Origin of the sequence: Saccharothrix sabaoui (assembly GCF_051756985.1) — a bacterium.
Taxonomy (GTDB): domain Bacteria; phylum Actinomycetota; class Actinomycetes; order Mycobacteriales; family Pseudonocardiaceae; genus Actinosynnema.
The window spans coordinates 1-19,999 of record NZ_JBPKJK010000094.1 but is presented as its reverse complement, the minus strand read 5'-3'; the positions used below and the strand labels follow the sequence as shown (position 1 = coordinate 19,999).

At 73.9% G+C, this 19,999-nt stretch carries 16 protein-coding genes; 11 read left to right on the top strand and 5 right to left on the bottom strand.

The features are described from left to right. Positions 1-91: 91 nt before the first annotated feature. Genes ACR807_RS25930 through ACR807_RS25920 form a run of 3 tightly spaced genes read left to right on the top strand, consistent with a single transcriptional unit; the run spans position 92 to position 3,122 of the window. The gene (locus ACR807_RS25930) at positions 92-1,717 is read left to right on the top strand and encodes a PP2C family protein-serine/threonine phosphatase (RefSeq protein WP_438924018.1); all 1,626 of its coding nucleotides are present in this window, start codon (positions 92-94) and stop codon (positions 1,715-1,717) included. Next, positions 1,714-2,766: a cobalamin B12-binding domain-containing protein gene (locus tag ACR807_RS25925; RefSeq protein WP_438924017.1), complete on the top strand. Its 1,053-nt coding sequence runs from the start codon at positions 1,714-1,716 to the stop codon at positions 2,764-2,766. The genes ACR807_RS25930 and ACR807_RS25925 overlap by 4 nt, the downstream gene beginning before the upstream one ends. Then, a complete protein-coding gene (locus ACR807_RS25920) occupies positions 2,763-3,122 on the top strand; it encodes an STAS domain-containing protein (protein WP_438924016.1) in 360 nt (119 codons plus the stop codon). The genes ACR807_RS25925 and ACR807_RS25920 overlap by 4 nt, the downstream gene beginning before the upstream one ends. Positions 3,123-3,157: 35 nt before the next feature. On the opposite strand, the gene ACR807_RS25915 is transcribed toward ACR807_RS25920, so the two are convergent. Next, positions 3,158-4,969, bottom strand: a complete 1,812-nt coding sequence (locus ACR807_RS25915; protein ID WP_438924015.1) for a serine/threonine-protein kinase — start codon at positions 4,967-4,969, stop codon at positions 3,158-3,160. Positions 4,970-5,161: 192 nt separating this feature from the next. Here ACR807_RS25915 and ACR807_RS25910 point away from each other — a divergent pair, with 192 nt between their 5' ends. Beyond that, a complete protein-coding gene (locus ACR807_RS25910) occupies positions 5,162-6,499 on the top strand; it encodes a family 43 glycosylhydrolase (protein ID WP_438924014.1) in 1,338 nt (445 codons plus the stop codon). A 36-nt stretch (positions 6,500-6,535) separates the two neighbouring features. Here ACR807_RS25910 and ACR807_RS25905 read toward each other — a convergent pair whose 3' ends face one another. After that, positions 6,536-6,859 (bottom strand): STAS domain-containing protein, encoded by a 324-nt coding sequence (locus ACR807_RS25905; protein WP_438924013.1) that lies wholly within the window; start codon positions 6,857-6,859, stop codon positions 6,536-6,538. A 99-nt stretch (positions 6,860-6,958) separates the two neighbouring features. Next, positions 6,959-7,447, bottom strand: coding sequence for a MarR family winged helix-turn-helix transcriptional regulator (locus tag ACR807_RS25900; protein ID WP_438924012.1), 489 nt, complete (start codon positions 7,445-7,447; stop codon positions 6,959-6,961). Between the two features lie 71 nt (positions 7,448-7,518). Here ACR807_RS25900 and ACR807_RS25895 point away from each other — a divergent pair, with 71 nt between their 5' ends. The 3 genes from ACR807_RS25895 to ACR807_RS25885 all read left to right on the top strand — a co-directional run bounded on the left by ACR807_RS25895 (position 7,519) and on the right by ACR807_RS25885 (position 11,712). Further along, a complete protein-coding gene (locus ACR807_RS25895; RefSeq protein WP_438924011.1) occupies positions 7,519-8,700 on the top strand; it encodes a PP2C family protein-serine/threonine phosphatase in 1,182 nt (393 codons plus the stop codon). Positions 8,701-8,851: 151 nt separating this feature from the next. Then, positions 8,852-9,319 (top strand): RICIN domain-containing protein, encoded by a 468-nt coding sequence (locus tag ACR807_RS25890; protein ID WP_438924010.1) that lies wholly within the window; start codon positions 8,852-8,854, stop codon positions 9,317-9,319. Positions 9,320-9,414: 95 nt separating this feature from the next. Continuing rightward, entirely contained in the window at positions 9,415-11,712 is a 2,298-nt protein-coding gene (locus ACR807_RS25885) for an nSTAND1 domain-containing NTPase (RefSeq protein WP_438924009.1), read from the top strand. A gap of 101 nt (positions 11,713-11,813) precedes the next feature. On the opposite strand, the gene ACR807_RS25880 is transcribed toward ACR807_RS25885, so the two are convergent. Next, positions 11,814-12,779 (bottom strand): acetylxylan esterase, encoded by a 966-nt coding sequence (locus tag ACR807_RS25880; protein ID WP_438924008.1) that lies wholly within the window; start codon positions 12,777-12,779, stop codon positions 11,814-11,816. A gap of 12 nt (positions 12,780-12,791) precedes the next feature. After that, positions 12,792-13,853, bottom strand: a complete 1,062-nt coding sequence (locus ACR807_RS25875) for a LacI family DNA-binding transcriptional regulator (RefSeq protein WP_438924007.1) — start codon at positions 13,851-13,853, stop codon at positions 12,792-12,794. A 227-nt stretch (positions 13,854-14,080) separates the two neighbouring features. On the opposite strand from ACR807_RS25875, the gene ACR807_RS25870 reads away from it, so the two are divergent. From ACR807_RS25870 to ACR807_RS25855, 4 genes are all read left to right on the top strand, one after another. After that, positions 14,081-16,426, top strand: a complete 2,346-nt coding sequence (locus ACR807_RS25870; protein WP_438924006.1) for a beta-xylosidase/alpha-l-arabinosidase — start codon at positions 14,081-14,083, stop codon at positions 16,424-16,426. Beyond that, positions 16,423-17,406: an ABC transporter permease gene (locus tag ACR807_RS25865; RefSeq protein ID WP_438924005.1), complete on the top strand. Its 984-nt coding sequence runs from the start codon at positions 16,423-16,425 to the stop codon at positions 17,404-17,406. Before ACR807_RS25870 ends, ACR807_RS25865 begins: the two co-directional genes overlap by 4 nt. Next, a complete protein-coding gene (locus ACR807_RS25860) occupies positions 17,403-18,338 on the top strand; it encodes a carbohydrate ABC transporter permease (protein ID WP_438924004.1) in 936 nt (311 codons plus the stop codon). The genes ACR807_RS25865 and ACR807_RS25860 overlap by 4 nt, the downstream gene beginning before the upstream one ends. Positions 18,339-18,400: 62 nt before the next feature. Beyond that, positions 18,401-19,999 (top strand): ABC transporter substrate-binding protein (locus tag ACR807_RS25855; RefSeq protein WP_438924003.1); only part of this gene is annotated, 1,599 nt, incomplete at its 3' end.

Genomic DNA, 19,999 nt, shown 5'->3' with positions numbered 1-19,999 from the left:
CTCCGCGCGGGACGCCCCACCGGTAGAGTGGTGTGGATCAGTCTTCGAGCTTAGCGAGGTGAGGGACTCCGACACGGGTGTCCTGCGCGTGGTGAAAACAGACCCTCTGGTGTCGTCGTCCGGTGTCCTGACCGACGCCGGCTGGCAGAGCGCGCCCTACCCGGCCCTCCTCGCGGACGGCGACGGCACGGTGCGCGCGCTGAACCGCGCCGCCCGAGACCTGTTCCCCGGAGCTGCCGTCGGCGCGCCGCTGGCCTCCGGCTGCGCGCCGTGGCTGGCCGACGCGCACGTGCGACCGGGCCTGGCCGCCGGCCGGGTGGGCGCGCGCAGCTTCGAGGCGCACCCGGTCGAGCACGACGCCGGCGCGGTGACGTGGTGGCTCGTCGACGACACCGACGTCCGGGTGGCGCACGCCGCCCTCGGCGTCGAGCGGGAGCGCACGGCGCTGCTCAGCGAGGTGTCGACGGCCCTGCTGACGTCCCTCAACCCCGAGCGGTGCATGCAGGTCACGGCGCGGCTGGCCGCGGACCACCTGGCGGACGCGGCGCTGGTCATCGCGCCCGGGGGTCGCTTCGACCACCCCGTGACGCACTGCGTGCGCGGCGGTTCGCCGGTGCACGCCAAGCTGGAGTTCGACGCGGACGAGGTGCCCGGCCTCGGCGAGGCCCTCCAGGGCTTCCCGCCGGTGCCGTCGCGGTGGATCGACCCGGCGTCCGCGCCGTCGTGGCTGGTGCCCCCGGGTTTCGGCGCGGTCGGTTCGATCGTGGTGACCCCGCTGCCCGGCCACGGCATCCCGGCCGGCGCGCTGGTGCTGCTGCGGCGCACCGAGCAGCGCGTGTTCACCGACGACGAGGAGGTGTTCGCGCGGCTGTTCGCCGCCCGCGCGGGCAACGCGATGTCGGCGGCGCGCATGTTCGCGCAGCAGGCGTCGATCACCGAGACGCTGATGCGCGACCTGCTGCCGCCGACGCTGCACCACGTGGCCGGCGTGGAGTTCGCCGGGCGCTACCGGGCGTCGCTGGCCACCGAGCGGATCGGCGGCGACTTCTACGACGTGCACCAGGTGGAGCAGGGTGGTGCGGCGGGCGAGTCCCTCGCCGTGCTGGGCGACGTGTGCGGCAAGGGGCTGGAGGCGGCCGTGCTGACCGGCAAGGTCCGCACCGCGCTCCAGGCGCTGCTGCCCATGTCCGACGACCACCAGCAGGTGCTCTCGCTGCTCAACAACGCGCTGCTCAGCTCCCACCACACGCGGTTCGTGACCCTCGTGCTCGCCTCGGTGACCCGCTCCGGGTCCGACGTGCGGCTCCGCCTGACCTCGGGCGGCCACCTGCCGCCGCTGGTCGTGCGCCGCAACGGCGACGTGGAGGAGGTCGACACCGCGGGCACCCTGATCGGGGCGCTGCCCGACGTGCAGGCCACCACCGCGGAGGTCGTGCTGGGCCCGGGTGAGACGTGCCTGCTCTACACCGACGGCATCACCGAGGCGGTCGGCGGGCCGCTGGGCGGCGAGATGTTCGGCGAGGACCGCTTGCGGCGCGTGCTGGCCGCGTGCGGCGGGATGCCCGCGGAGGCGGTGGTGGAGCACGTGCAGATGCTCGCGTCCCAGTGGGTCGGCCCGAACAGCCACGACGACATGGCGGTGCTCGCCGTCACCGCGCCGCGCGGTCAGCACCTGACCGCGGTGGGTGGTCAGGGCCGAGGCAGGTACACCGCGTGAGCGACGTCGCGGCGTGCGCCGAACGCCTGTGGGACGCCGTCGTCGTCGGTGACGAGCTGGGCGCCGCCGACGCGGTGCTCAAGGGCCTCGACGACGGCCTGGACGCGGAGGGCGTGCTGCTGGACGTGATCGGCGCGGTGCAGCGGCGGGTCGGCGCGGAGTGGGCGGCCAACAACCTGACCGTGGCCCAGGAGCACGCGGCGACCGCCATCAACGAGCGCGTCATCGGCGTGCTGTCGACCGTGGTGGAGCGCCCCGCGCCGACCCGGGAGCGGGTCACCGTGGCGTGCGTGGACGGCGAGTGGCACGCGCTGCCCGCCCGGCTGCTCGCCGAGGTGCTGAAGCTGCGCGGGTTCCGCGTCGACTTCCTCGGCGCGCAGGTCCCCGCGCCGCACCTGATCACGCACCTGCACAGCACCGGCCCGGACGCGGTCGCGCTGTCCAGCTCCATCCCCACGCGCCTGCCGACCGCGCACGCCACGATCACCGCCTGCCAGGCGGCCGGGGTGCCGGTGCTGGCGGGCGGCAGCGCGTTCGGCCCGGACGGCCGCTACGCCCGCCTGCTCGGCGCGGACCTGTGGGCCCCGGACGCCCGGTCCGCCGCCGACCTGCTGGCGTCCGGCCCGCTGCCGCGCCCGCGCAACGGCCACCAGCCGATCGACGACCTGCCGCACCTGGGCGACCAGGAGTTCACGATGGTCTCCCGCACCGGCACGCAGCTGGTGAAGGCCGTCTACACCGGGTTGGAGGAGCGGTTCCCGGTGATGCGCTCCTACACCGACCTCCAGCGGCAGTACACCGCCGAGGACCTCGCGCACATCGTCGAGTTCTTCGCGACCTCCCTCTACACCGACGACGACTCGCTGTTCCTGGACTTCCTCACGTGGACCGCCGAGATCCTCGGCGCCCGCGGCGTGCCACCGCGCTTCCTGCCGCCCGCGCTGCGGCTGCTGGCCGCCGAGCTGCGCGACTTCCCCCGTGCCACCAGGCTGCTCGACCGGGCCCGCGTCGAGCTGACCGCCACCCTCGACGATGGACCCGCCACATGAGTTCACCCCGCCCCTTGACGTCGACCCCGGCGATCGTCGACGCGCAGACCGTGCGCGTCGTGCTGTCCGGTGACCTCTCCTACGAGAGCGGGGACGGCCTGCTGAGCACCGTCGACGCCGCGTTCGCCGGGTGGCAGGTGCGCCACCTGCACCTGGACTGCGCCGACGTCGGGTTCTGCGACTCCTACGGCCTGGCGACCCTGCTCGCCGTGCAGCGCCGCGCGGTGGCCGCCGGGGTGACCCTGGTCCTGGACAACCGCCCGGCCGGGCTGGACCGCCTGCTGCACCGGACGAACACCTTCCACCACCTGACCGGCGGCGCGCGGTCGGAGCGCCGGGAGCAGTCCGACCACTGAGGCCGAGCCGAGCCAGGGCGTCCGGCGGTCGTCGGTCAGTAGCTCAGGATCATGGTGTTCCACCAGAAGTCGAGCTTCTCCAGGACCTCCTCCGTGGCGTTCGGCGCCGTGGCGAGGGTGCCGGTCACCACGGTCCCGCTGTCCACCCACCACAGGTGCCCCGTGCCGCCGTCGAGGTAGCAGGTGAGGAACTCGCCGTCGAGCGGGCCCGCCTCGCTGCGGTAGTAGGTGGAGTAGTGGATCGCGTCGACGGTGGGCCGGCAGCCGCCGCGCGCGTCGTTGCGCGGGATGCCGCGACCGGTGACGACCGCCTGGAAGTGCGCGTCCTGCGCGGCGCGGGAGCCGAACAGGAGGAACTCGGCGCGGGCGGGCGGGTCGAAGTACTGGCTGATGTCGTTGGGTTCGGTGCAGACGACCCTGGCGGTGATCCCTTCGCCCTCCGGCTTCGCGGGGGCGCAGGAGGCGTTGCCCCGGTAGACCTCGGGGAGGGCGGCCAGCAGCGCCCGGTCCTCGGGGGTGGGGGCGGGGGTGGTCGTGGCGGGGGTGGTCGTGGCGGAGGTGCCGGCCCGGCCGGAGGTGGTGGAGGTGGGGGCGGCGGACGTGGTGGAGGTGGCGGGCGTGGTGGCACCGGTGCTCGCGGCCGTGGCGTCGCCGTTCAGCGTGGTCGTGGTGTCGAGGGCCGCGTAGGCGACCACGGCGACCACGACCACGGACGCCGCGGCGGCGAGGGCGGCCCAGCGGTGGATTCCCCGGAGCGCGGGGCGGTGCGAGGCGGGTGAGGGCTGGATCGGGTTCGGACCGGTGACCGGGCGGGGCGTTCCCGGGGCCGGGGTGCGCGGGCCCGCGTAGTGCGCCGGGCCGGCCGAGAGGGCCGGGCCGGCGGAAGGGATCGGGCCGGGCGAAGGGATCGGGCCGGTCCGGTGCTTCGGCGCGGTCGGGTCGGGGATCGTGGTCTTCGGGCCGGTGAGCGCGGTCTTCGGGCCGGTGAGCGCGGGTTTCGGGCCGGTGAGCGCGGCGCGGGCGGCCTTGGCGAGGGCACCGGCGGTCTCGTGGCGGGCGGCCGGGTCCTTGGCCATGCCCCGGGCGATCACGTGGTCCAGCGCGGCCGGGAGCGCCGGGTTGTGCTCCGTCGCGCGGGGCGGCGGTTCCTGCACGTGCGCCCAGATCTGGGCGGCGGTGCCGTCGACGGTGAACGGCCGCCGGCCGGTCAGGCAGGCGAACAGCAGGCAGGCCAGGGCGTACACGTCCGCCCGCCCGTCCACCGCGCCGCCGTCGAACCGCTCCGGCGCCATGTAGTCGAGGGTGCCGACCACCTGGCCCGACGCGGTGAGGTGCGTCGCGCTCGGTGACGCGCTGCGGGCGATGCCGAAGTCGACCAGGTAGACGAAGTCACCGGGTGCCACCAGCACGTTCGACGGCTTCACGTCCCGGTGCACGAGCCCGTCGGCGTGGGCGGCGTCCAGCGCGCTGGCCAGTTGTTCAACGATCCTCACGGCGCGTTCGGCCTCCAGCGGGCCGTCCGCGATCAGGTCGGTCAGGTCGGAGCCCTCGACCAGGCGCATGTCCAGGTAGAGCCGACCGTCGATCTCGCCGTAGGCGTGGATCGGGATGACGTGCGGCTCGCGCAGCCGGGCCACGATCTGCGCCTCCCGCCGGAACCGGGCCCGGAACGCGTCGTCGTCGTGGTACGCCGGGGACAACCGCTTCAGGGCCACGACCCGGTCGTGCAAGGTGTCGTGCGCCCGGTGGACCTCCCCCATCCCGCCGCGTCCCAGCAGCGGTCCGATCCGGTAGGGCCCGAACGTCTCTTCAGCCATGTTCTCCGCGTCCCACGTGCGCCGTCGCACGATCGACGCACCGTGACCGCGCCCGGTTCCCACCTCCCCCGCCCGTGACGCCCCGATGACGCTCCGCTCGCGGCACCGCGCGGGGGTCCCGCCCGCGGGTGAACGCGGGCCGACCGCCCCGTGTCGGAGACCGCGCGGCGGCGGCGCGCCGGTAGGGATGAGGGGCAGTCGGCAGCGGGGCGAGGGAGGACCGTGAAGGTGTTGTTGCGGACGGCGGGGGCGGTGCTCGTCGCGCTCGTGCTCGTGCTCGGTGCGGGCGGTACGGCGGGGGCCGGAGCGACCACGGGCACCGGGGCGATGGCGAGTACCGGGGCGGCGGTGCCCCCGTTGGTGATCGCCGACGAGTTCCCCGACCCGGACGTGGTCCAGGTCGACGGCACCTACTACGCCTACTCGACGAGTTCCGGGCACGGGCGGGTGCCGTACGCGACCTCGGCGAGTCCCCGGGGGCCCTGGAGCGTCCGGGGTGACGTGCTGCCGGACAAGCCCGCGTGGGCCGGGGACGGCGGGTTCTGGGCCCCCGACGTCTCGCGGCGCGCGGACGGCCGTTTCCTCCTGTACTTCACCGCCCCCGGTGCCGCCGCCGGGCGGATGTGCCTGGGGGCGGCACTGGCGGACGGGCCCGGTGGGCCGTTCACCGCCGTGTCGGAACAGCCGCTGGTGTGCGACGCCGCCGAGGGCGGGGCCATCGACCCGGCCAGTTTCGTGGACGACGACGGGACCCGGTACCTGCTCTACAAGAACGACGGGAACGCGATCGGGAAGAGGTCTTCGATCTGGTTGCAGCGGACGGGGGACGACGGGGTGTCGTTCGTCGGCGGGCGGGTCGCGCTGGTGCACGACCTCGGGGCGCAGGACCAGGGCATCGTGGAGGCCCCGGTGCTGGTCAAGCGGCCTTCGCGGTACGTGCTGTTCTTCTCGGTCGGGGCCTACAACACCCCCGACTACCGGACCGGGTACGCCGTCTCCGACTCGCTGACCGGGCCGTACGCGCGGGCCGAGCGGCCGTTGATGAGCACGGCCGGGTTCGACGGCGCGGTGGTCGGGCCCGGCGGGCAGGACGTCGGCGACGGGCACGTCTTCTTCCACGGGCACGTGGCCGGGGTCGGACGTGGTGTGTACGTCGCGGACCTGGGGTGGGACGACGACCGGCCCGTGGTGCGCGGCAGCCGGGCCCGGTACGAGGCGGAACGGGGGCTGGTCCACCGGGCCGTGGTGCGCACGGGGGTCGCCGGGGCGTCGGGTGGCTCGGTGGTGAGCGGGATCGCGAGGGCCGGCAGCGAGGTGGCGGTGCGGGTGTTCGCGCCCGGCGACGGGGAGTACGCGGTGTCCATCGGCTACGCCGCCGCGCACGGCGACGCCCGGCACGCGCTGTCGGTGAACGGCGCGCCCGCGTCGGTCGTGGGGTACCGCGAGTCGGACGCGTGGGCGGAGGCGGTGGTGGACGTCGTGCTGACCGCCGGGGTCAACGAGGTGCGGCTGCGCTACCTGGACGGGGCGGTCGAGGTCGACTACCTGGACGTGGCCTGACCCCGCCACCGGTGGCGGGGTGGCCGTCGGCGCGTTCTACCGGCGAGCCGCGAGCCCCGTGATGTCGAGGAGCTTCGTCGCCGCGCGGGACGGGTTGGCGATCCTCAGGTCGCGGCCGGTGCGGGCCAGGACCTGGCGGACCTCGGCCACGAAGCGCAGGCCGGCGGCGCCGAAGAAGGTCACCCCGCCCAGGTCGACCACCACGTCGGCGGGCGGTCGGTCGGCGAGCGCGCGGAGGGCCAGGGTGAACTGGTCGTCGCAGGCCATGTCGATCTCGCCGCTCAGCTCGACGAGGGTCTCGTCACCGTCGGACGAGCAGCGCACCTGGCCTACGACCGGTGGGTCCACATCGAGGATCACTACCGGCCGCCTTCGCATCGTCCGAACCTGGACTTTTGCACTATGACAATAGTTCGGCTCTAGTATGCGCTCGTGGCGGTGCGATCACCAAACACTGGATCAGGCGGGGCGCCCCCGCGAGCCGGCGGCGTTCGGCTCGACGGCGGCCGGTTCGGCGGCCTCGGCGAAGCCCGTCAGCCCCATGACCAGGTGCAGCCGGTCGGCCGGGCTCATGCCCGCCAGGATGCGGGCGACCTCGCGCCGCCGCAGGCGGGAGACCTCGGCCATGAGGGCCCGGCCGCTGCGGGTCAGGGTCAGCTCCACCTCGCGCCTGCTGTGGCCGCTCTCGCAACGCGCGACGAACCCCGCCGCCTGGAGCCGGTCGCACAGCCTGCTCGCCGACGACGGGATCGCGCCCATCGCCTCGGCCAGGCCGTTCAGGTTCACCCGGCCGTGCCGCGCGATCACGGTGAGCGCCTGGAACTGCGAGGCCGACACCCTCGTCTCCAACTCGTGCTGCGAGGCCGTCCACAGCGCGGCGAGCACGTCCGCCGCCCGCTCGACGGCCGCCACCGGGTCCTCCGGGCGCTGCTGGTCGTCGGTCGCCATGCCGCCTACTGTGTCACCCCGACCCCTCGCCGGAACAACCCCACGAGCCGGACCCCGGCAAGGAGGCTCCCGTGACCGCTGCGGAGAACGCCGTCGTCGGCATCGAGCAGGCCCTGAGAGCGAGCCCGCCGCACGCCCTGATCGACACGCTGCACAGCCGCCTGCGCAGCGACTTCGGCGCGGTCGACACCGAGCTGCTGCTCGCCGACTACAAGCTCAGCGTGCTGCAACCGGTGACCCGGCTGCCCGAGACGGCCGCGCCGCTGGCCATCCGCACCACCGCGGCCGGCCGGGCGTTCACCTCGCAGCGACCGCTGCTCGAACCCGACCGCGACCGGGACGGCGTGGTGGCCCACCTGCCGGTGGCGGTGCGCGGCGACCGGCTGGGCGTGCTGGTCACCAGGCTGCCCCAAGCGCCCGCGGCCGACGTGCTGCCCGCGCTGGCGGAGCTGGCCACCGCGCTGGCGCACGAGCTGGTCGTCGCCGAGCGCGACACCGACCTGTACCTGCGGGCCCGAAGACGGGAACGGCTCAGCCTGGCCGCCGAGATGCAGTGGCAGCTGCTGCCGGGGCGCGGCTGCGCGCGGGACGAGTACTCCCTGGGCGGGCAGCTCGAACCCGCCTACACGATCAACGGCGACAACTTCGACTGGAGCGCCACCGCGGACCGGCTCACCGTCACGGTGTCCAACGGCATGGGCGAGGGCATCCAGGCGGCGCTGCTGACCAACCTCGCGATCAGCGCGCTGCGCAACGCCCGCCGCGCCGGGCTCGACCTGCCCGGTCAGGCGGCGCTGGCCGACCAGGCGGTCTACGCCGAGCACGGCGGCGCGTGCCACGTGTCCACCCTGCTGCTGGAGTTCGAGCTGACCACCGGCGAGGTGTCGGTGATCGACGCCGGGTCGCCGCGGATGCTGCGGCTGCGCGACGGCGAGGTCACCCTCGTGCCGTTCGAGCGCCAGCTGCCGCTGGGCATGTTCGACGGCACCGACTACGAGGTGCAGCGGCTGCGCGTCGAGCGCGGCGACCGGCTGGTGGTGGTCAGCGACGGCGTGCACGCCGCCCGTTCGCCGCACGGCAGCGACTACGGCTCCACCAACCTCGACCGGATCATCCGGGGGTCGCACCACCTGCCCGCGCCCGAGGCGGCGCGGGCCATCATCGCGGAGCTGCTGGACTACCACGAGGGCACCGACCTGCTCGACGACGCCGTGGTGGTGTGCCTGGACTGGGCCGGGGCGTCGGCCCCCTGACGGTCCGGGCACCGGTTGTCCGGTGGTTGTCCGTCCTGGACGACCGCGCGGGCAGGACAACTCCCGGGCCGCTACACAGGGATGTGCCGGACGCGTCCGGCACATCGCCCGGCCACTCCCGGCCGGCGGTGGTCCCCGTGAGAGGAACCCGATGAACCGCCACCACTTCCGCCCGGCCCTCGCCGCTGCCCTCGCCGCCTTCTCGCTCACCGCCGCGGGGGCGGGCCCGGCCCGTGCCGAGGCCGCCGAGGACCCGGTCCAGCAGTTCCGCAACCAGTCGACCGGGAAGTGCCTCAGGAGCGGCATCCACGACGACCGGCCCACGTCGGAGCACTGGTGCGGCAACGGCATCCACGCGTGGTGGGTGCACACGTGGCGCGACGGCACCGTCGAGCTGAAGAACCACGCGCTGCTCACCTGCCTGGACGACAGCGAGCACGGCCTGCGCCTGGTGGGGTGCAACACCTCCGCGTACCAGAGCTGGCACGTCCTCAAGGCCGGGGACGACGTCGCGCTGCGCAACCAGCACACCGGCCGCTGCCTCGACGACAGCGCCGAGTTCGGGGTGCGGACGCACGTGTGCGGACCGGAGGGCAACTTCCACCAGCTCTGGCGCTGACCCCCGATCGTGGCCACCCCATCGTGTCCTGGTCGGACCTCCTCGCCCGTGGGGACAATCGGCGGTGTCGGGGAACGGGGTGACGAGGGGAACGGATGCCGCGGCCGGAGAGTCCGCTCGACCCGGACGCCGGCGAGCTCCAGCGGTTCGCCCACGAGCTGCGCCAGGTGCGCGCGCGGGCGGGTGGTCCGCCTTACCGGGTGCTCGCCCGGCGCGCGCACTTCTCCGCCGCCACGTTGGCGAAGGCGGCGGACGGCACGGGCCTGCCCAGCCTGGCGGTGACGCTGGCCTACGTCCGCGCGTGCGACGGCGACGTGGCCGGCTGGGAGGCGCGGTGGCGGGAGGTCTCCGCGCGGACCGAGCCCGGTCCCCCGGTCTCCGCCGCCCCCCACCGCACCGACGACGTCCCGTGCCCCTACCCCGGCCCGGCCCCGTTCGGGTCCGCGGACGCGGACCTCTTCGCCGGCCGGGACGGGGTCCTGGCCGAACTGGTGGCCGCGCTCGACCGCCACCGGCTGGTGGCGCTGGTCGGGCCGTCCGGGTGCGGGAAGACGTCGCTGCTGCACGCCGGGCTGCCCGCCGCGCTCGGACGGGAGGTCGCCGTGCACGCCCTGCGGCCGGACCGGGAGCGCCCGCCCGCCAGGGGCGACGTGGTGCTGGTGGTCGACGGCGCGGAGTTCGCCGCCCTTGCCCCCGCGGAGCAGGCGCGGTTCGCCGACCGGGTGCTCGCCGCCGTCCGGGCGCCGGAGGACCGCACGCGCGCGGTGCTGGTCGGCAGTTCCGGGCGCGGGTGGGCGGGGCACCCGGAGCTGGCGCGGGCGGCGCGCGTCGACGTGGGCCCGGCGACCGTCGAGGAGCTGCGCGCCGCCGTCGTCCACCCGGCCGCCCGTTCGGGGTGCACGGTGGAGGGCGCGCTGGTGACTCAGCTCGTGGGCGAGGTCGCCGGGCAGCCGGGCGCGCTGGCGCTCGTGGCCCTGGTCATGGCCCGGACGTGGCCGCGACGCCGGGGCAACGCGCTGACGCTCGCGGGTTACCGGGCGTGCGGCGGCCTGGCCGGCGTGCTGTCCGACGCGGCCGAGCGGTGGTGGGCGGACCTGCCGGCGGGGCGGTGCGAGGCGGCGCGGGCCGTTCTGCTGCGCCTGGTCGCGGCCGGTGGGGGCGCCGTCTGCCGGGACGAGTTCGACGCCGAGCCGGTCCTGGACGAGCTGGCCGCCGCGCGCCTGGTCGTGCTGGACGGCGACGACGTGCGGCCGGCGCACCGGTCGCTGCCCGAGCTGTGGCCCCGGCTGCGGGAGTGGGTGGCCGTCGACCGCGAGGGCCTGCGCGTGCACCGCCACCTGACCGATGCCGCCCGGACGTGGGAATCGCTGGGCCGGGAAACCGACGCGCTGTACCGGGGCACCCGGCTGGTCACCGCGCGGGCGTGGGCGGACGGGAACGGCGACCGCCTCAACGCCCGGGAGCGGGACTTCCTGCGGCACAGCACGGCACCGCCCCGGGGCCGTCGCCGCCTCGTCGCCGCGCTGCTGGCCGCGGCCCTCGTCGGGGCGACGGCGGTCGCCGTGTCCGTGCGCACCGGGCCGGGGCCGGTCCGCGGGTCGGCGGACGCCGACCGCACCGGTCGGGCCGACCTGGTGGGCATGGTCGGCGGACTGCGCGTGTGGCCCAACACGGGCGCCTTCCCGGGACGTCCCTGGGGTGAGCCCGTCGCCCTCGGTCCCGACCTGGACCCGTCGCTGACCAGGTTCGCCGACCTGGACGGCGACGGCCGCGACGACCTCGTCGGCATCGACCGGAACGGCACGCTCACCGGGTGGCGCACCGACCACCGGTCGTCGACCGCGCCGTGGCCGGTCTCGGCCGAGGTGGGCCGGGAGTGGGACGGCGACCCGGCCGCGATCCACTTCGCCGACCTGGACGGCGACGGCAGGGCGGAGCTGATCGGCGTGGACACGGCGGACGACCAGGTCCTGCGGGCGTGGCGCAACAACGGCGGGTTCCCGGACTGGCCCTGGGACAGCCCGATCGGGCTGGGCGCGGGCTGGGTGGACGTCACGACGGCGCGCTTCGCCGACCTGACCGGCGACGGCCTGGCGGACCTGATCGCCGTCGGCGACCGCGGCCTGCGCGTGTGGCCGAACAACGGCGGGTTCCCGGCGTGGCCGTGGGGGGAACCGGTGGACGTCGGCCGGGCGGGGGCGGCCGACCCCCAGTTCGCGGACCTGGACGGCGACGGCTACGCGGACCTGGTCGCGGTGACCGGTGGCGGCATCACGGTGTGGCGCAACGGCCGCACCTTCCCCGGGACGCCGTGGGAGCCGCCGGTCCGCGTCGACACCGGCGGCCCGGTCCCCGACGTGGTCCGCTTCGCCGAGCTGGCGGGTGACGCGTGACCCGGTGAGCGGGCGCGGCCGGCTCGGACGTCGACGGGGCGGGAATCGACGGGGCGGGCGCGGACCCGGTGCCAGCGGGTCCGGTGCCAGCGGGTCCGGCGTCAGCGGTCGCCGAAGCGCTCGGCCAGCCAGGCGAGCTGGCGGGCGGCGTGCAGGGCCTCGCCGTGCTCGTGGCCGTTGAACGGGTAGACCTCGATGGTCTTGTCCCGGCCGCCCAGGACGTTGTAGGCGGCGAACGCGCCGGCGGGTGGGCAGACGGTGTCGCGCAGGCCGACGCCGAAGTGGGCCGCCGCGGTGGTGCGGCGGGCGAAGTGCGCGCCGTCGAAGTGCGCCAGCGAGTGCAGCACCCGGTCCACGTCCTCGCGCCGCACGGAGAGGTACTGGGTGATCTCGCCGTACGGGTGGTTGTCGGTGAGCGCGATGCTGCGCGGGATGTCGCACAGCAGCGGCGCGCTGGCCAGCAGCGCGACGGCGCGCGGGTTGAGCCCGGCCGCCGCCAGCGCAAGGCCGCCGCCCTGGCTGTTGCCGGCCACCGCGACGCGCGAGCCGTCCACGTCGGGCAGCGCGGCGACGGCGTCCACGGCGCGCGCCGCGTCGGTGAGCAGCCGGCGCAGGTAGGCGGTGGCGGGGTCGGTGACGCCCCGGGTCAGGAAGCCGGGCGCGGCCGGTCCGGAGCCGACCGGGTCGGGCGTGTCGCCGCCGTTGCCGTACTGGCCGCCCTGGCCCCTGGTGTCCACGAGCAGGTGGGCGTACCCGGCGCACGGCCACAGCAGCCGCTCGTGCGGCAGCCCCCGGCCCCGGCCGTAGCCCAGGTACTCCACGACGGCGGGCAGCGGGCGCCCGGCGGTGCCGGCGGGTCGGGTGTACCAGGCGCGGATCGGGTGGCCGGCGAACCCGGCGAAGGTGACGTCCCAGGTGTCGACGAGCGCGAGGTCCGTCGCGGCGGGCACGACGTCCACGAGCGGGTCGTGCGCGGCGGCCTCGGCCAGGGTCGCGGACCAGAACGCGTCGAAACCGGCGGGCTCGCGCACCTCGGGCGCGTACCGCTCCAGGTCGAACGGGGTCACTTCTTCGCCTTCCTAGACGGGGGTGGGCGGGGCGGTGCTCTCGCGCACCACGAGTTCGGTGGCCAGGTCGATCCGCTCGTTCGGCGGGCGGTCTCCCCTGGCCAGCGTGAAGACCATCTGGGCGGCGGTGGTCGCCATCTCGCGCAGCGGTTGGCGCACGGTGGTCAGCGGCGGCCCGATCCACTCGGTCACCGAGAGGTCGTCGTAGCCGACGATCGACAGGTCGCGCGGGATGGACAGGCCCAGCTCGCGGGCCGCGCGCATGACGCCGAGCGCCTGGAAGTCCGAGCCCGCGAAGATGGCGGTCGGCCGGTCGGGGCGGTCGAGCAGGGCCAGGCCGTGGTGGTAGCCGCCGTGCACGTAGAAGTCGCCGTACCGCACCAGTTCCGGGTCGATCGGCACGTCCGCGGCCTCCAGGGCGCTGCGGTAGCCGTCGACCCTGGCGCGGCTGCACAGCATCGTGGTGGGGCCGGAGACGACCGCGATCCGCTTGTGCCCCAACGCGATCAGGTGCCGGGTGGCGGCCAGGCCGCCCGCCCAGTTGGCCGAGCCGACGGTCGGCACGCCCGGCGGCTGCTCCCCCGCCGTGTCGACCACGACGAACGGGATCGTGCGGGTGGCGAGCTGGTGGCGCTGCTCGGCGTCCAGCTCGGCGAGCACGAGGATCACGCCCAGCGGGCGGCGGGTCAGCAGGTCGTCGAACCACTCGCGGCGCGGCCGGTGCGCGCCGCCCAGCTCGGACAGCACGACGGCGGCGCGCTCCACGGCCGCGGCCTGCTCGACGCCGCGGATGATCTCGGTGGCCCAGGCCGAGTTCATCTCGTGGAACACCAGGTCGATCAGGGCGGGCCGGGACGACTGGCGGGCGCGCCGCCGGCGGTAGCGGTGGCGTTCGATGACGCCCTCGACCCGGGCGCGGGTGTCGGCGGCGACGTCGGGGCGCCCGTTGAGGACCTTCGAGACGGTCGGCACGGAGACGCCGGCCTCGGCGGCGATGGACGAGATGGACGCGGCGGCCCGCTTGCCGGTGGCGTCCGCGGCACCGTTCGCACCCGGCTCGGTTGACGCACTCATGCTGGCCCCTGTCCACGAGGTCGCGCAGACGGCGGCGCGCGCTGGCCTAAAGTTTCGGCGCTGAGCCTAAGGGTTGCGAGGCTTATCGACCAGCATCTGTTCACCTACATGAACTTGTTGACGTGCCGGAATTCTGCACCTACGGTCCCTCCCACCGGACCGATTATCGGCTTAACAGTCGATAGTTTCGACCATTCACGAAGACGTGAGGCGGAGGTACCTGGTCGATGACGAACAGGACGACGGACGCCGCGGCGCCGCCCGTCGCGAGGGTGGTCCCCGCGTGGCGGGACGCGAGCCTGCCGGTCGCTGACCGGGTGGAGGCGCTGGTCCGCGAGATGACGCTCCGCGAGAAGCTCGCGCAGCTCGTCGGCGTGTGGGTGGGCGCCGACCCCGAGGGCGGCGAGGTCGCGCCGCACCAGCACGACATGACCGGCGACCCCGTCGAGTGGACCGAGGTCATCGCCCACGGGCTCGGTCAGCTCACCCGCCCGTTCGGCACCCGCCCGGTGGAACCGGCGGCCGGGGCGCGCTCGCTGGCCGTGTCCCAGGAGCAGGTGGTGGCGGCCAACCGCTTCGGCATCCCGGCCCTGGTCCACGAGGAGTGCCTGACCGGGTTCGCCGCCTTCCGCGCCACCGCGTTCCCGGCGCCGCTGTCCTGGGGCGCGAGCTTCGACCCCGACCTGGTCGCCGAGGTGTCCGGCCTGATCGGCGCCTCCATGCGCGCCGCGGGCGTGCACCAGGGGCTCGCGCCGGTCCTCGACGTCACCCGCGACTACCGCTGGGGCCGCACCGAGGAGACCATCGGCGAGGACCCGCACCTGGTCGGCACGATCGCCACCGCGTACGTGCGGGGCCTGGAGCAGGCCGGGGTCGTCGCCACGCTCAAGCACTTCGCGGGCTACTCGGCGTCCCGCGCGGGCCGCAACCTCGCCCCGGTGTCGATCGGGTCGCGCGAGTTCGCCGACGTCGTGCTGCCGCCGTTCGAGATGGCCGTGCGCGACGGCCGGGTCCGCTCGGTCATGAACTCCTACAGCGACGTGGACGGCGTGCCCTCGGCCGCGGACCGCGCGCTGCTCACCGGCCTGCTGCGGGACACCTGGGGCTTCGACGGCACGGTGGTCGCCGACTACTTCGCGGTGAAGTTCCTCCAGTCGCTGCACGGGGTCGCGGCCGACGAGGGGCACGCCGCCGGGCTGGCGCTGGCCGCGGGCATCGACGTGGAGCTGCCCACCGCGCGCTGCTACGGCGACCCGCTGCTGGCCGCGGTCGAGCGCGGCGACGTGGACGAGGCGCTGGTGGACCGGGCGCTGCGGCGCGTGCTGCGGCAGAAGGTGGAACTGGGGCTGCTCGACCCGGACTGGTCGCCGTGGCCCGCCGACCACGACGCGCTGCGCTTCGACACCGCCGAGGCGCGGGACGCGGCGCTGCGGCTGGCGCGGGAGTCCGTCGTGCTGCTGACCAACGACGGCGTCCTGCCCCTGCGGCCCGACCTGCGGCTGGCCGTGGTCGGCCCGCTGGCCGACGACCCGATGGCGATGCTCGGCTGCTACTCGTTCCCCGCGCACATCGGCGTGCACCACCCGGACGCCGGGCTCGGCCTGGAGATCCCGACCGTGCTGGACGCGCTGCGCGGGGCCGGCGCGGACGTGCGGCACGCCCGCGGCTGCGACGTGCGCGGCGACGACCGGTCCGGCTTCGACGAGGCGGTGGCCGTCGCGGCGGGCGCGGACGCGTGCGTGGTGGCGGTGGGCGACCTGGCGGGCCTGTTCGGCCGCGGCACGTCCGGCGAGGGCTGCGACGCGACCACCCTGGAGCTGCCCGGCGTGCAGGCGGACCTGGTGCGGGCCGTCCTCGCCACCGGCACGCCGGTCGTGCTGCTGCTCCTCACCGGCCGCCCCTACGCGATCGGCGAGCTGGCCGACGGCGCGGCGGCGACCGTGCAGACCTTCTTCCCCGGCCAGCTCGGCGGCCGGGCGATCGCCGACGTGCTCACCGGCGCGGTGTCGCCCTCGGGCCGGCTGCCGGTGAGCGTCCCCGCCGACCCGTCCGGCCAGCCCGGCACCTACCTGGCCGCGCCGCTGGCCCGCCGGAGTGACGTGTCCACTGTGGACCCGACGCCGGCGTTCCCGTTCGGCCACGGCCTGGGCTACGACGAGTTCACCTGGTCGCGGCCCCGCGTGGCGGGCACGACGTGGCCCACCGACGGCGCGGTCGAGGTCGAGCTGGACGTGCGCAACCCCGGCGACCGGGCGGGCGCGGACGTCGTGCAGCTGTACCTGCACGACCCCGTCGCCCAGGTCGTGCGGCCCGTCGTGCGGCTGATCGGCTACGCCCGGGTGCCGCTGGGACCCGGTGGCACGGCCCGCGTGCGGTTCCGGGTGCCCGCCGACGCCACCTCGTTCACCGGCGTGGACGGGCGGCGCGTGGTGGAACCCGGCGCGGTGGTGCTGCGCGTGTCCCGGTCCAGCGCCGACGTGCACGCCGAGGTCGCGCTGGAGCTGGTCGGGCCGCTGCGCGTGGTCGACCACACCCGCGACTGGCTGACGACCGCGGAGGTGGTCGCGCCGTGAGCGTCGAGACGCGCGAACCCGCGGCGAGCGCGCCCGCGCCGCCGCCCCCGCCGCCGGCCGGGAAACGGGTCGCCAACCGCCGGACCTGGCGCAGGGCGATCACCCGCGACTGGCAGCTCTACTCCCTGGCCCTGGTGCCGCTGCTGTTCTTCCTGGTCTTCCGGTACCTGCCGATGGTCGGCAACGTCATCGCGTTCCGCCGGTTCGTCCCCGGCGGCAGCCTGTTCGGCGAGTCGTGGGTCGGCCTGCGGTACGTGAAGATGTTCCTCGACGACCCCACGTTCTGGCAGGTGTTCGGCAACACGCTGGTCCTCGGCGCGCTGACGCTGCTGTTCTGCTTCCCGCTGCCGATCGTGCTGGCCCTGCTGCTCAACGAGGTGCGCACCCGCTACTTCAAGCGGTTCGTGCAGACCGTCTCGTACCTGCCGCACTTCCTGTCCATCGTGATCGTGGCCGGGATGCTGCTCCAGCTGGTGTCCGTGGAGGGCACCGTCAACCAGGTGGTCAAGGCGTTCGGCGGCAGCCCGATCGCGTTCGCCCAGGACCCCGACTGGTTCCGCACCATCTACGTCTCCTCCGAGGTGTGGCAGACCGTCGGCTGGGGCACGATCCTCTACCTCGCCGCCCTGACCACCATCGACAACCAGCTCTACGAGGCCGCCCGCATCGACGGCGCGGGCCGGTGGAAGCAGACCTGGCACATCACCCTGCCGGGCATCCGGCCAACGATGATCACCCTGCTGATCCTCAACATCGGCACGTTCATGGCGGTGGGCTTCGAGAAGGTCCTGCTCATCTACAACCCGCTGACCTACCCGACCGGCGACGTGATCTCGACCTACCTGTACCGGGTCGGCATGGTGTCGAACAACTTCAGCTACGCCGCCGCCATCGGCCTGTTCGAGTCGGTCATCGGCCTCACGCTGATCCTGTCCGCCAACGCGATCTCGCGCCGCACAGTGGGGACGAGCCTGTGGTGACCACCGACCCGACGCGGCTGGCCGAGAAGATGGCCGCGCCGGCCGCGCCCCCGCGCACCGCGCTGGACGACAGCCCCGGCTACCGGGTGTTCCGCCGGGTCAACGCGGTGGTCCTGCTGGTCGTGGTCGCCGTGACGCTGTACCCGTTCGCCAACGTCGTCGCCCAGTCGTTCAGCGACGAGCAGCACATCCTGGCGGGCCGGGTGAACCTGCTGCCGCGCGGGTTCAACCTGGACACCTACGAGGTGGTCATGGCGGACTCGGCGTTCTGGAACAGCTACGCCAACACCGTGCTCTACACGGTCACCGCCACGGCGATCTCGCTGGTGCTGACCACCACCTACGCCTACGTGCTGTCCAAGCACCACCTCAAGGGCCGCGGGCTGCTCATCGGCATCGCCGTGTTCACCATGTTCTTCAACGGCGGCCTGATCCCGAACTACGTGCTCATCTCCGAGCTGGGCATGAAGAACACGATCTGGGCGATCGTGCTGCCCAACGCGATCAGCGTGTTCAACCTGCTGGTGATGAAGGCGTTCTTCGAGAGCCTGCCCAAGGAGCTGGAGGAGGCCGCCGCGATCGACGGCCTGAGCACCTACGGCGTCCTGCTGCGCGTCGTGCTGCCGCTGTCCAAGGCGGTGGTGGCGACGATGATCCTGTTCTACGCGGTGGCCAACTGGAACTCGTGGTTCTCCGCGTTCCTCTACTTCGACCGGTCCGACCTGTTCCCGGTGACCGTCTACCTGCGCAACATGATCTCGGGCGCGTCCACGGCCACCTCGGTGGGCGGCGCGTCGAGCGACCTGACGCAGATCAACTCCAACATCAAGGCCGTGACGATGGTGCTCACCGTGCTGCCCATCATCGCCGTCTACCCGTTCATCCAGAAGTACTTCGTGTCGGGCGTGATGCTCGGCGCCGTGAAGCAGTGACCCCCCGAACAGCGTGACCCCCGGACCGCGTGATCCCCCGAACCGCTCCTAGGAGAGCACCGATGCGAACGATGTGGAAGCGCACGCTCCTGACGCTGACGGCAGGCAGCCTCCTGCTGGGCACGGTGGCGTGCAGCGAGGAGGACACCCCGAGCGGCGCCGTGAACCTCGACGGCAAGCGCGTCGGCGCGATGGCCGACTTCGCGGAGGGGAAGGCGTTCAAGGCCACCGAGCCGCTGGAGCTCGGCGTCCTCTACAGCGACCACCCCAACTACGCCATCAAGGACGACTGGTTGCTGTGGAAGGAGATCACCTCCCGCACGAACGTCACCGTCAAGCCGACGGTCGTGCCGATGAGCGACTACGAGCAGAAGCGCAGCCTCGTGGTCGGCGCCGGTGACGCGCCCACGATCATCGCCAAGACCTATCCGGGCCAGGAGCAGGCGTACGTCGCCTCGGGCGCGATCCTGCCGGTGAGCGACTACCTCGACCTGATGCCGAACTTCAAGGCCAAGATCGAGAAGTGGAAGCTCCAGCCCGACGTCAACGCCCTCCGGCAGGACGACGGCAAGTTCTACCTGCTGCCCGGCGTGCACGAGGAGGTGTGGCCGGACTACACGCTCGCGTTCCGCACCGACGAGCTCGAACGCCTCGGCCTGGAGGCGCCGACGACGTGGGACGAGGTCCACACCGTCCTCAAGGCGCTCAAGGCCGCGCACCCGGACGGCTACCCGCTGTCCGACCGGTTCGAGGGCAAGGCGATCCTCAACTACGCCGCGCAGACCTTCGGCACCAGCGCCGGCTGGGGCTACAACAACGCCCAGTGGAACGCCGACGACGGCAAGTTCGTCTTCACCGGCACCTCGCCCGAGCAGAAGGCGCTGGTGGAGTTCTTCCGCACGCTCGTCGCCGAGGGCCTGATGGACCCGGAGAGCTTCACGCAGAAGGACGAGCCCGCGATCCAGAAGCTCGCCAACGGCAAGTCCTACGCGATCAGCACCAACGCGCAGAACCTGGTCAACGACTACCGGCCCGCGCTGAAGAACGTCCCGGGCGCGACCATCGCCAAGATCACCGTGCCGAGCGGCCCGAAGGGCGACGTCATCACCGGCTCCCGCCTGGAGAACGGCCTGATGATCTCGGCCAAGGCGGTGGAGAGCGACAAGTTCGTGGCGACCATGCAGTTCATCGACTGGCTCTGGTACTCCGACGAGGGCCAGGAGTTCGCCAAGTGGGGCGTGCGGGGCACGACCTACGACAAGGACGCGTCGGGCAAGCGGTCCCTCAAGCCCGACATCGCGTTCGGCGGCCTGAACACCGGCGCGCCGCAGCACCTCCAGAAGAACTTCGGCTTCCAGGGCGGCGTGTTCGCCTACGGCGGCACCACCGAGCTGCTCCAGTCGATGTTCACCGCGGAGGAGATCTCCTTCCAGGAGGCGATGAAGACCAAGAAGGTCATCCCGCCGAACCCGCCGTACCCGTTCACCGCGGACGAGCGCGAGCAGGCCACCCTGTGGGAGACGCCGCTGAAGGACTTCGCCACCCAGGGCACGCTCCAGTTCATCCTCGGCAGCCGCGACATCTCGACGTGGGACGCCTACGCCAAGGAGGCCGAGGCCAAGGGCGCGACGCAGTACCTGGAACTGGTGAACAGCGCCCAC

Coding starts and splice junctions, on each gene's coding strand:
- ACR807_RS25920 (WP_438924016.1), top strand. CDS start 2,763: ATGAGTTCACCCCGCCCCTTGACGTCGACCCCGGCGATCGTCGACGCG.
- ACR807_RS25900 (WP_438924012.1), bottom strand. CDS start 7,447: ATGGCGACCGACGACCAGCAGCGCCCGGAGGACCCGGTGGCGGCCGTC.
- ACR807_RS25890 (WP_438924010.1), top strand. CDS start 8,852: ATGAACCGCCACCACTTCCGCCCGGCCCTCGCCGCTGCCCTCGCCGCC.
- ACR807_RS25885 (WP_438924009.1), top strand. CDS start 9,415: ATGCCGCGGCCGGAGAGTCCGCTCGACCCGGACGCCGGCGAGCTCCAG.
- ACR807_RS25875 (WP_438924007.1), bottom strand. CDS start 13,853: ATGAGTGCGTCAACCGAGCCGGGTGCGAACGGTGCCGCGGACGCCACC.
- ACR807_RS25870 (WP_438924006.1), top strand. CDS start 14,081: ATGACGAACAGGACGACGGACGCCGCGGCGCCGCCCGTCGCGAGGGTG.